This window comes from Chryseobacterium ureilyticum, assembly GCF_900156735.1.
In the GTDB taxonomy this organism is placed as follows: Bacteria; Bacteroidota; Bacteroidia; order Flavobacteriales; family Weeksellaceae; genus Chryseobacterium; species Chryseobacterium ureilyticum.
On sequence record NZ_FTOL01000002.1, the window covers coordinates 281,659 to 294,113 of the forward strand.

10 protein-coding genes are annotated in these 12,455 nt (G+C 35.3%); 7 read left to right on the top strand and 3 right to left on the bottom strand.

What is annotated here, in order from left to right:
• Nucleotides 1–92: 92 nt before the first annotated feature.
• Nucleotides 93–647, bottom strand: coding sequence for a thioredoxin family protein (locus tag BW983_RS07495; RefSeq protein WP_076551279.1), 555 nt, complete (start codon nt 645–647; stop codon nt 93–95).
• 290 nt (nt 648–937) lie between these two features.
• Here BW983_RS07495 and BW983_RS07500 point away from each other — a divergent pair, with 290 nt between their 5' ends.
• The 4 genes from BW983_RS07500 (at nt 938) to BW983_RS07515 (ending at nt 7,938) form a co-directional block, all read left to right on the top strand.
• Complete coding sequence (locus tag BW983_RS07500) at nt 938–1,534, top strand: TetR/AcrR family transcriptional regulator (RefSeq protein ID WP_076551281.1); 597 nt, start codon at nt 938–940, stop codon at nt 1,532–1,534.
• A 368-nt stretch (nt 1,535–1,902) separates the two neighbouring features.
• Entirely contained in the window at nt 1,903–3,063 is a 1,161-nt protein-coding gene (locus tag BW983_RS07505; protein WP_076551282.1) for an efflux RND transporter periplasmic adaptor subunit, read from the top strand.
• Between the two features lie 141 nt (nt 3,064–3,204).
• Complete coding sequence (locus tag BW983_RS07510; RefSeq protein ID WP_076551284.1) at nt 3,205–6,390, top strand: efflux RND transporter permease subunit; 3,186 nt, start codon at nt 3,205–3,207, stop codon at nt 6,388–6,390.
• A 135-nt stretch (nt 6,391–6,525) separates the two neighbouring features.
• On the top strand, nt 6,526–7,938 hold the full coding sequence (locus BW983_RS07515; RefSeq protein WP_076551285.1) for an efflux transporter outer membrane subunit: 1,413 nt from the start codon (nt 6,526–6,528) through the stop codon (nt 7,936–7,938).
• A 32-nt stretch (nt 7,939–7,970) separates the two neighbouring features.
• Here the strand turns inward: BW983_RS07515 and BW983_RS07520 are convergent, their stop codons facing one another.
• Nucleotides 7,971–8,600: an LbetaH domain-containing protein gene (locus BW983_RS07520; protein ID WP_076551287.1), complete on the bottom strand. Its 630-nt coding sequence runs from the start codon at nt 8,598–8,600 to the stop codon at nt 7,971–7,973.
• Nucleotides 8,601–8,604: 4 nt separating this feature from the next.
• Entirely contained in the window at nt 8,605–9,534 is a 930-nt protein-coding gene (gene miaA, locus BW983_RS07525) for a tRNA (adenosine(37)-N6)-dimethylallyltransferase MiaA (protein ID WP_076551288.1), read from the bottom strand.
• A 287-nt stretch (nt 9,535–9,821) separates the two neighbouring features.
• Here miaA and BW983_RS07530 point away from each other — a divergent pair, with 287 nt between their 5' ends.
• The 3 genes from BW983_RS07530 to nadA all read left to right on the top strand — a co-directional run bounded on the left by BW983_RS07530 (nt 9,822) and on the right by nadA (nt 12,448).
• Nucleotides 9,822–10,679 (top strand): YicC family protein, encoded by an 858-nt coding sequence (locus BW983_RS07530; RefSeq protein WP_076551290.1) that lies wholly within the window; start codon nt 9,822–9,824, stop codon nt 10,677–10,679.
• An 81-nt stretch (nt 10,680–10,760) separates the two neighbouring features.
• Nucleotides 10,761–11,324 (top strand): guanylate kinase, encoded by a 564-nt coding sequence (gene gmk / locus BW983_RS07535; RefSeq protein WP_076551292.1) that lies wholly within the window; start codon nt 10,761–10,763, stop codon nt 11,322–11,324.
• 104 nt (nt 11,325–11,428) lie between these two features.
• Nucleotides 11,429–12,448 (top strand): quinolinate synthase NadA, encoded by a 1,020-nt coding sequence (gene nadA / locus BW983_RS07540; protein ID WP_076551293.1) that lies wholly within the window; start codon nt 11,429–11,431, stop codon nt 12,446–12,448.
• Nucleotides 12,449–12,455: the final 7 nt, after the last annotated feature.

Below are 12,455 nucleotides of genomic sequence, written 5' to 3' on the forward strand. Positions count from 1 at the left end.
TAAAAGGCTGAGCAATAATCTGTGGGAAATAAAAAAAGCTGTCCTAAAAAGAACAGCTATATATTATAATAAATAAGAATCGATAACCGAAACTATTTCCATTTAATATTACATCCCATACTTGGTCTTTGAATTTCTTCCTGAGCTTCTCCAGCTAAAAGGTTTTCAAATGCAATAATCAAATCTTCTCCGGTAACATCTTTATTATTTCCAGGTCTTGAATCATCCATCTGACCTCTATAGACAAGATCCAATTTATCATCAAAGAAATAAAAATCAGGAGTACAAGCTGCATCATAAGCTTTTGCTACTGCCTGACTTTCGTCGAATAAATAAGGAAAATCAAATCTTCTGTCGATTTGGAATTCAATCATTTTTTCTGGAGAATCATCCGGATATTTTTCAATATCATTAGCATTGATCGCAATGAATTCAATTCCTTTATCATTATAATCTTCGTATAATTCATTGATCTTATCAATCACATGAAGAACAAACGGACAATGGTTACACATAAAGATTACCAATGTTCCTTTTTCTCCTTTCAGCTCTTCCAAAGACTGAAGTTCATTCGTTTTTGACGGGTTTGGAAGCTCAAAAAACGGAGCTTTTGTACCTAATGCCAACATATTTGATGGAGTATTCATATCCTTTTTCTTTAGTTTCACAAAGATAGAAATTTCTTTGGTTATATGGTAAGGAAGATAGGGGCTGGAAAACAGAACTTATTCTACCCAATATATTTATTGAGTAAAGCTATATACTTTATTAATTTTTACAATAATTTAAAATCAATGCATCTCATCTGCTTTCAGTTCTCGTTTTTACATCTTTCAATTTATTTCTAAAACCTTCTTTTTTCATTAAATTTAAAATAAGGTTTGGAAGATAGCTTCAAAAGTTTGTAGTTTTGCTAACACTGTTAGAAAAGAATATCATGGGTCTACATGAACGTCGTCAAAGAGAAAAAGAATCCATACGTGCAAGTATCTTGCAGGCGGCATTCACTTTGGCTAAATCTGAAGGCTGGGGATCACTTTCTATACGTAAAATAGCAGACGCTATTGAGTACAGTGCGCCCGTGGTATATGATTATTTCGAAAATAAGGAAGCTATTTTATTTGAAATTTCATTGGATGGCTTTCACAAATTACATATAGAATTATTAAAAGCTCAGCAGAAGCACAGTACACCTGAAGAACAACTTCTTGCTATTGTTGATGCTTATTGGAACTTTGCTTTTAATAATAAGGAATATTATCAACTAATGTTTGGATTGGGAATGCAATGTTGTGGAAAAGGACAGATGAAGAAAGAATTTTCATCATTCCAGGAACTTATTTACGAATGTACCTATAACATTATTGAAAAGAACGGATCGAATACGGATAATGCTTGTCATATGTCTCATGCCCTATTTTCAGCGGTGCATGGAATGATCTCTATCATGATGATGCGTACAGCAGATATTCCCTCTACTATGAATAAATCGACTTTAGATGAAACAGTTTCATCTTTTATTAAGTCTTTGTAATATTTTTTTGAATCAAAAATTAACACCGTTAGGAAAATTAACATTGAATTAATAAGCTCAATTGTTAAAATCATAATTTAAAAACAAAAATAAGCTATGCAAAACTCTACTCCATTTAATTGTTAAAGAATTTTTTTTCATTACAAATTAACACTGTTAGTAAAATTAACGCACATTGCACCTCACATCTTCATATACTTAAATACATTAAAACAATTTTCAATTATGGAAACAATCGACATAATCGAGCATTAAAAATTCTGTAATTTTTTTTGAACAAATCATTAACACTGTTAGGAAAAAAAACAGCATTTATTAGAACGAAACATTACTTAAATCTAACACTTCATTAAAAAAATTAAACCAAAATGAAAATACCTGGAAAAACAAGGTTTATTGTACTTATTTCAAGTATAATTCTTTTACAGAGCTGCACAAAGGCTGCAGAAGGATCTAATTCCGCACCGCCAGCTCCTGAACTTCCGGTTTATACCGTTATCACCTCTCCTGCTACCACTTATCAAGAATTCCCAACTGCTTTGGAAGGAAAAAACAATGTGGAAATCAGATCTCAGGTGGATGGATATCTTGACAGAATTTATGTAGAGGAAGGAGCTTATGTAAGAGCCGGACAACCTTTATTTAAAATAGATTCGAGAAGTTATGGCGAGCAGATGAATATGGCTCAGGCTAATCTTCAGGCAGCAAATGCCAATATACAGAAAGCTAAAGTAGAAGTTGACAGGCTTCAGCCTTTGGTTGCTGCGAAAGTAGTTTCCGATGTACAGCTAAAAACGGCAAAAGCCAATTATGAAGCGGCAGTAGCTGCAGCTTCACAGGCTAGAGCATCTGTAGGAAGCGCAAGAATCAATGTAGGATTTACCACCATTACAGCACCTGTAAGCGGATATATTGGAAGAATCCCATTCAAAAAAGGAAGTCTGATCTCCAGAACAGATCCTAATCCTTTGACTTTATTATCGGATATCAGTGAAATTTACGCGTATTTCTCTTTAAGTGAACTTGATTTTATTGCTTTCCAGAATAAATATCCGGGAGCTACTTTAGAAGAAAAACTTAAAAATATGCCGATGGTAGACTTGGTAATTGCTGATAACAGTACTTATCCTGAAAAAGGAAGACTGAGTATCGTAGACGGACAGTTTGATAAAACAACCGGAGCAATCAGTGTACGTGCCATTTTCCCAAATACCAACGGATCATTAAGAACCGGAAATACGGGAAGAGTTCGTATGCCTCAATTGATTTCAAATGCAGTGGTAATTCCTCAGGAGTCAACTTTTGAAATTCAGGATAAAACGTATGTCTATGTAATGGGTAAAGATCAGAAAGTAACTGGAAAACCAATCAAAATATCCGGAAAAACAGACAGTTATTATTTTATTTCTGAAGGACTTACACCTGGAGAAAAGATTGTCTACACCGGAATCGGAAACCTGAAAGACGGCGCTTCCATCAAACCGAAAGCCATCTCTTCAGACAGTTTATTGAGAGCAAAACCTTTGTAATAACTATTTAAGAGCAGTTTAAACCTCATCTTTTTAGCCCTTAAGTTTTAGGAATCATTATCAATTCATCGATTTTATTTTCAACTAAATCAACTTAAGTGCATTAAGAAGTGTTTAGACAACATTAAAAATAAACTTCTTATGTTAAAACAATTTATAGAAAGACCGGTCCTTTCAACGGTCATCTCCATCATACTCTTATTATTGGGAGCTTTGTCTCTCTTTAATTTGCCTATCGCACTCTTCCCGGACATTGCTCCGCCGAGTGTTCAGGTAACGGCTTTTTATCCGGGAGCAAATGCTGAAGTAGTAGCACGTTCAGTAGCAACACCTATTGAAGAAGCTGTAAACGGTGTGGAAAACATGACGTATATGACTTCCAACTCAAGTAATGACGGTACTATGACCTTGAGCGTTTTCTTTAAGCAGGGATCTGATCCTGATAATGCTGCCGTAAACGTACAAAATCGTGTATCCAAAGCAATGAGCCAGCTTCCTCAGGAAGTGGTACAAGCAGGAATTTCCACACAGAAAGTTCAGAATAGTATGATCATGTTTATGGGATTATCCAGTGAGGATCCAAAACAATATGATGAGCTTTTCTTACAGAATTATCTTAAGATCAACGTAATTCCACAGATTCAGCGTATTCCAGGAGTTGCACAGGCGCAGGTTTTCGGAACCAGAGATTACTCTATGAGAATCTGGCTAAAACCAGATAGACTGGCTGCCAACAATCTTTCTCCACAGGAAGTTTTGAATGCCATTAAAGACCACAACCTTGAAGCTGCTCCAGGACGTCTTGGGCAGGGAAGCAAGGAAACTTATGAATATATCCTTAAATATAAAGGTAAGCTGAATAAAGGTGAAGACTATGAAAGCATCGCCATTAAAGCAAATAGCGACGGATCATTCTTAAGATTAAAGGATGTTGCAAGAGTAGAATTCGGTTCTTACACCTATACAGCAACCAACAGAGTAGACGGAAAACCGGTTGCGGGATTTGCCATCCTTCAAACTGCAGGTTCCAACGCAAATGAGATCCTTACTGAGATTGAAAAGCAGGTAAAAGTAATGGAAACCTCTCTTCCAAAAGGAGTGAAGCCTATTATCATGTATAATTCCAAGGATTTCCTTGATGCTTCTATCCATCAGGTAGTAGAAACATTGGTTATTGCATTCATTTTGGTATTTATTGTAGTGTATATTTTCCTTCAGGATTTCAGATCAACTTTAATTCCAGCCATTGCAGTTCCTGTAGCGATTATTGGGACTTTCTTCTTCCTTCAGTTATTTGGGTTCAGTATCAATATGCTTACTTTATTTGCTTTGGTACTTGCTATCGGTATTGTAGTAGATGATGCGATTGTAGTAGTAGAAGCCGTCCATTCCAAAATGGAACAGACGGGAATGCCTGTAGAACATGCAACGATGAACTCTATGAGTGAAATCTCAGGAGCGATTATTTCCATTACATTGGTAATGTGTGCGGTATTTATTCCTGTTGGATTCATGCAAGGACCTGCCGGAGTTTTCTACAGACAGTTTGCCTTTACATTAGCTATTGCTATTATGATCTCCGCAGTAAATGCATTGACATTAAGCCCAGCATTATGTGCCTTATTCCTAAACGATCCTCAGGGAGAACACGGTGAACATGGTCATAAAAAAGGTTTTGGAGCGAGATTTTTCAATGCATTTAATGCCAGCTTCAACAACATGACTAAAAAATATATTTATAGCCTTAAGTTTTTAATTAAAAATAAATGGGTAGCCATTGGAGGTCTTGTTGTGATAACAGCTGTAAGTATTTTCATGATTAAAAAAGCTCCTTCAGGATTTATTCCAACGGAAGATCAAGGATTTGTACTTTATGCAGTAAATACTCCTCCGGGAAGTTCATTAGAAAGAACCCATAATGCTACCGCGCAGATTGATAAAATTATTAACGGAGAAAAAGCAACCAATCACCTTTGGGTAGCGGATGGAATGAACTTCATCAGTAATGCCAATGCTTCTCCTTACTCTGCGGGTTTCATCAAACTTAAAGATTATGATAAACGTGGAGAAATGAAAGATCCTGATCAGATTGCTGCTACTTTGACAGGAAAAGTAAGCCAGGTGAAAGATGCCAACGCCTTCTTCTTCAACTTCCCAACTATTCAGGGATTTGGTAACGTTTCCGGTTTTGAATTTATGCTTCAGGATAAAACCAACGGATCTTTTGAGCAATTGGGAACAACAACTCAACAGTTCATTGGTGAATTGATGAAACGCCCGGAAATTGCATTTGCCTTCACAACCTATGCAGCCGGAAATCCACAATATACGATCAATGTAGATACGGATAAAGCTAATCAGCTAGGAGTTTCTGTAACAGAATTAATGCAAACCATGCAGATTTATTACGGAAGTAGCTTCGTTTCAGATTTCAACAGATTCGGAAAATACTACAGAGTAATGGCTCAGGCGGACATTCCTTATCGTACGGATATTAATTCCTTGGAAGGAATTTATGTTAAAAATAAATCTGGAGAAATGGTTCCTGCCAAGACTTTAGTGACCTTGAAAAGAACGTTCGGTCCTGAAACAGTGACGAGAAACAATCTATTCAACGCTGTAACGATCAATGGTACACCAAAACCTGGATATAGTACCGGAGATGCCATCAAAGCAGTTGAAGAAGTAGCAAAACAATCTTTACCAAGAGGCTATGGTTATGAATGGACAGGAATTACCCGTGAAGAGATCAAAACTGGTGGGCAAACCACTTTTATCTTCCTTTTAAGTATCCTTTTTGTTTATTTCTTATTGGCAGCACAGTATGAAAGTTACATCCTTCCGTTTGCTATTATTCTAACGATTCCAACAGGAATTTTCGGAGTATTTGCCTTCACAGGGCTGGCGGGAATTGATAATAACATCTATGTACAGGTTGGATTAATCATGCTGGTTGGATTATTGGCTAAAAATGCCATCCTGATCGTAGAATTTGCTGTACAGCGAAGAAAAGCAGGAAGATCATTAATAGAATCTGCTCTTCAGGCATCAAGATTACGTTTAAGACCTATCTTAATGACCTCTTTTGCCTTCATTGTGGGTATGCTTCCTCTGGTTTGGACACAAGGTGCTTCTGCAAAAGGAAATCATTCCATCGGATACAGTACTGTAGGAGGAATGCTCACAGGAGTAGTATTCGGGATTTTCATTATTCCGGTAATGTATGTTGTTTTCCAGTATCTGCATGAAAAAATGCCAAGCAGAAAGAAAAAAAGACTTCTGAAAAAACAAATGGAGGAAGAACTTTTAGCTTCAACGATTAATTAAATGATACAGAAGAAGGGTTTATAAATCACAAAATATTTTTAGAATAACACTTAAGTAATTTTAAACTTAAAAACATCTGTATAATCTGTGGTAGACAATAAACCTCAACATTATTTAAGTCATTAAACCAAAACTATGAAAAGACTAAAAAATATTATATTAACATTCGCCATAGCTTTAGGATCTGTTTCGTGTGTGTCAAAACTGGCATACGCGGAGCCAGATCTCCCGCTACCAGAAAAATTTCAGTACACAGCAACTGCTGATACAGCAAGTATTGCCAATCTGGAATGGAAACAGTTTTTCAACGATCCTATTTTACAGGAACTGATTGAAAAAGGAATTAAAAACAATTATGATCTTCAGATTGCCTTAAAGCAGGTTGCTTCTTCACAGGAAAAACTGAAACAGGCAAAATATATGCAATATCCTGATGTTGGTTTTGGAGTAGCAGCTCAGATTTCAAAGCCTTCAAAAAACAGCATGAACGGACAAAGCTTGAATTTATTTTTAGGTCAAAGTCATGTTGAAGATTATAACGCAGCTTTTAATTTATCATGGGAAGCAGACATCTGGGGAAAAATTAAAAACCAACAGGAAGTTTCAAGAATGCAATATCTGCAGACCTATGAAGGTTCAAAAGCTATTCAGACACAAGTAGTAGCGGCAATTGCTCAAGGATATTACAACCTTTTGATGCTTGATAAACAATTAAGTATTGCAAAATCTAATTTAGAATTGAGTAATAACACCTTGATGATCACACAAAAAATGTGGGAAAGCGGAGACACAACATCTTTGGGAGTGCAACAGGCTAGTGCTCAAAAGCAGGCAACAGAACTTCTGATTTCACAATTGGAACAGAATATTGCCATACAGGAAAATGCTTTAAGTATCCTTGTTGGAGAAACCCCTAATAAAGTCAACAGAACTATCGAAATGTCTGACACTTCCTTACCTCAGAATATCATGGCTGGACTTCCCGCAGCAATGGTAAGCCGTAGACCGGATGTACGTCAGCAGGAATTGGTTCTACTGGAATCTAATGCCATGGTTGGAATTGCACAGGCAAATATGTATCCTGCGTTAAAGATTACAGCCAACGGTGGAGTGAATTCTTTTAAAATTGATAACTGGTTTCAGATTCCGGCATCATTATTTGGGTCTGTCTTAGGAGGAATTACACAACCTATTTTCCAGAAAAGACAACTGAAAACAGATTTTGAAGTAGCAAAAATTCAGAGAGAGAAAAATGTATTAGCATTCCGTCAAGCAGTTTTAAATGCTGTAGGCGAAGTTTCTGATGCATTGGTTTCTAATGAAAATTTAAAAGTTCAGGAGCAAAAAGCAAATGAGCAATCCACCACATTAAAAGATGGAATTAAAAGTGCACAACTTCTTTACAGAGGAGGTTCAGCCAATTATCTTGAAGTGATTACCGCACAAGGAAATTCTCTTCAGGCAGAATTGAACCTTGCTTCCATTAAAAGACAAAGATTAAGCAGCATTGTAGATTTATACAGAGCGCTGGGCGGCGGTTGGAAGTAGTAAATTTAATTATATTGTTTGAGATGCGGTCTTTAGGGACTGCATTTTTTATTTTGCTGAAGTACCTGTTCAACTAATTCTAATCTTTTAACAATCGTTTTTTTATGTAAAATAGTTCCTGGAGATAGAACAGCATTGGCTCCAATTTTAGAATCATCCCCTACCAATGATCCAAATTTATGTATATCAGTATATATTACTTCATCATTATAGATCACTGAAATATTTTTCTCTTCTCTTTCGTTAAAATGATTCGCGCAAATAGATCCTGCTTCAAAATTTACATTCTTACCAATAATACTATTTCCAATATAATTAAAATGGGCTGTAGCAGAATGATCAAGAATTATAGATTGTTTAATTTCAGAACTTGGTCCAATATTTACAGATTTACCAAGAAATATAGGTCCTCTCAAATAAGCATACGCTCCTACTCTACAATTTTCATTGATTATTATGGTTCCTTTTAGAATTGCCCCCTCTTCTATGTCTGCAGATTTATGAATAGCAATATTTCCATTGATAATATAATTCTCTGATAAGGTTTTTAATTTTTCAATTAATAGTACATCTAACTGATTGGTTATTTCCCATGGAGATTTATTTTTGGTGTTAAAGACTTCAGCATCGAAATCACTTATAAAATCCTTTACTTCAATCATAATATTACTGCTTTGTTAGTTTTATCTGAGTTAATATATATTCAATCAATTGGACATAATCCTCTTGAGAATATCCAACTTGTAAATAATGAATATCATCAGCCTTCCTATACCATGTCAATTGACGTTTGGCATATCGACGGCTGTTCTTTTTAATCTCAGAAACGGCAAAATCAAGATCCCATTCTCCATCAAAGTATTTGAATAATTCAGAATAACCAACCGTATTCAAAGCAGTCAATCCTTTGAATTTCTCTAAGCCCCTCACTTCATCCAAAAGCCCCTTTTCCATCATAATATCAACTCTTCGGTTGATTCTGTCATACAATTCTTCTCTTGGTGCTTCAATCCCTATTCTAATCACATTGAAATCTCTGGAATCCTGGGAAACAGCAATCTGTTCAGAATATTTTTTATCCGTTTGCCAGATAACATCTATAGCACGTAAAAGTCTTCGGTGGTTGTGAATATCCACCACTCCGAAATACTCAGGATCTAATTCTTTTAAAATTTCCTGAAGTTTTTCTATTCCTTCCTCATCCATGATATTCTGAAGTTTCTCCTGATTTTCAATATCAGCTTCAGGCAGATCATTCAGTCCTTCAATCACTGCTTTTTCATACATCATACTTCCGCCAACAAGAATGACGGTATCATGATTTTGGAAAAGTTCATTAAGTTTTTTCAGGGCATCTTCTTCATATTGCCCGATGGAATAGTATTCTTCTACGGAAAGATTTCCGATAAAATGATGAGGTGCTTCAGCCAGCTCCTCGTCAGAAGGTGATGCTGTTCCAATTTTCATTTCCTTAAAAAACTGTCTGGAATCACAGGAAACAATCTCAGTGTTGAAATGTTTTGCCAGATCAATTGCCAGTTTTGTTTTACCAATTCCGGTGGGTCCTACTACAGAAATTAAATTTTTCTTTTTCACAGCGCTAATTTACAAAAATGGGTTTATTTCAATTTTTATTTTTAAATACAAAAAGCTACGAATTGTTTTGAACCATTCAAATTTCAATGAAGAAGTTGAGAATATTAAGATAAACTTCCCTTTTAGCATAATGCTTATAAAAATCTATCCGATTTTTTTCTTAATTAAACTTAACGGCTTAAATATTTTTCAAAGTTTAAAATTAAATAACCAGAACCTTTATGTTGAAATTTCATTGTATTACATTATACACTTAAATGTTTATCTTTGTAGAACAATAAAAAACTATGATTTTATCAATGACCGGCTTCGGTAGAGCCGAAGGTGTTTTTGAAGGAAAAAAAATAACAATAGATATTAAATCACTGAACAGCAAGAGCTTTGATTTAAATATTAAAATTCCTTTACGTTACAAAGAAAAAGAATTTGAGATCAGAAAAATTCTTAATGATAGAATTATCCGTGGAAAAGTAGACTGCTACGTAAACCTGGAAAACCTTGAAGAATCTAATGATGTGAAAATTAATAAAAGTTTAATTGATTCTTACATCAAGGAGCTTAAAAATATTGCATCAGACGGACCTGATTTCGAATATCTTAAAATGGCAGTAAGAATGCCTGATGCTATTACCTCAAGACCTGATGAACTGACAGAAGGTGAATGGGAATCTTTGGCACAGATTGTCAATGCTGCTGTTGATCGATTTGAAGAATTCAGAAAGACTGAAGGAAGTATTCTGCATGAAGAATTAAACAGAAATATTCAGAATATAGACAAATATCTTGGTGAAGTGATTCCTTTCGAAGAAGAAAGAATTGTAAGCGTTAAAGAACGTTATCAGAAGTCTCTGAAAGAATTTGAAAATGTAGATGAAACCCGTTTCTATCAGGAAATGGCTTATTTCACTGAGAAACTTGATATTTCAGAAGAAAAAGTAAGACTTACTCAGCATTTGAAATACTATAAGGAAGTAATGGATAATGAATCTTTCAACGGAAAAAAACTGGGCTTTATTTCTCAGGAAATCGGAAGAGAGATCAATACATTAGGTTCCAAAGCCAATCATGCCGAAATTCAGAAACTGGTTGTGAAGATGAAGGATGATTTGGAAAAAATTAAAGAACAAACGTTAAACGTGTTATAGTTTCAGGGAACGAAATCTTTGGGTACAATTATCATATAAAGGTAATTCCCAGCTCGAACCCTAAGCTCGAAACTCAAAAATATGGATAAAGTAATTATATTTTCAGCGCCATCTGGAAGCGGAAAAACTACATTGGTAAAACATTCTCTGGAAACATTTCCTGAACTTTCATTTTCAATTTCCTGTACGACAAGACAGCCAAGAGGAAGTGAAATTCATGCCGTGGATTATCATTTTTTATCACCTGATGAATTCAGACAAAAAATTTCAGAAGATGCATTTGTAGAATATGAAGAAGTATATACTGACAAATATTATGGTACTTTAAAATCTGAAGTAGAAAAAATCTGGAATCTGGGAAAAGTTGTTATTTTTGATGTAGATGTAAAAGGAGGAATTTCCTTAAAAAAATACTTCGGAGAAAAGGCTTTATCTATTTTTATAGAACCGCCTTCCATTGAAGAATTGGAACGAAGATTGATTTCAAGGAATACAGATGATGCAGAAACCATCAAAACCCGTGTAGCAAAAGCAGAAGAAGAACTGACCTATGCCAGCGAGTTTGACAAGATTGTTATAAACACCGATCTGGATGTAGCTAAAAAAGAAATAGAAAGTTTAATAAAAAGTTTTATCAATAATTAATGGCTGGAAAATGAGGTCAGAGGATGCAAGTAATGTACTTTCATCAATATCTAACTTCTAATTTCTAACCTCTATTCTGATAATAAAAAAACATTGAGGTTGATATGAGTACCGAAACATTAGAAAAAGCTAAATCTGCAATTCCTGTAAAAGGATTTCTGGATATAAAAGATATAGCCATTCCTCAGGGAGAAGAATTGGTAAAAGCCATTCTTAAACTTAAGGAAGAGAAAAACGCTGTAATTCTTGCCCATTATTACCAACCGGGAGAAATTCAGGATATCGCAGATTTTCTTGGGGATTCTCTGCAATTGGCAAGACAGGCAAAGGAAACCAACGCTGATATGATTGTATTCTGCGGAGTACATTTCATGGCAGAAGCAGCAAAGATCCTTAACCCAACTAAAAAAGTAGTTTTACCTGATACCATGGCTGGATGCTCTCTTGCAGACGGCTGCTCAGGAGAAGGATTAAGAAAAATGCGTGAACAGCACCCTAATGCTTTAATTGCAACATACATCAATTGTAATGCAGAAACAAAAGCAGAAAGTGATATTATCGTAACAAGCTCAAACGCTGAAACTGTAATTGAAGCTCTACCAACAGACAGACCCATCATTTTTGCGCCCGATAAAAACCTTGGAAGATATTTATCTAAAAAGACAGGTCGCGATATGATTCTTTGGGATGGTAGCTGTGTGGTACACGAAGCGTTTTCAATGGAAAGAATTGCTCAGCAGTTAGCAGATAATCCGGATGCAAAACTGATTGCACACCCAGAAAGTGAAGAAGCAGTTTTAAAGCTTGCTCACTTCATTGGTTCTACTTCCGCCCTATTGAATTTTGTAGAAAAAGATGACTGTCAGAAATTCATCATTGCTACAGAAGAAGGAATCCTTCACGAAATGAGAAAACGTGCTCCACACAAGGAGTTGATTCCTGCTTTAGTTTTTGATGAAAGCTGTAACTGTTCAGAATGCTTCTATATGAAACGTAATACAATGGAAAAATTGTACTTATGTATGAAATATGAGCTTCCTGAAATTCTTATCGACGAAGAATTAAGATTAAAAGCATTGAAACCTATTGAGGCTATGCTTGATCTTTCTAAAAGCATAAAATAATTTCTTT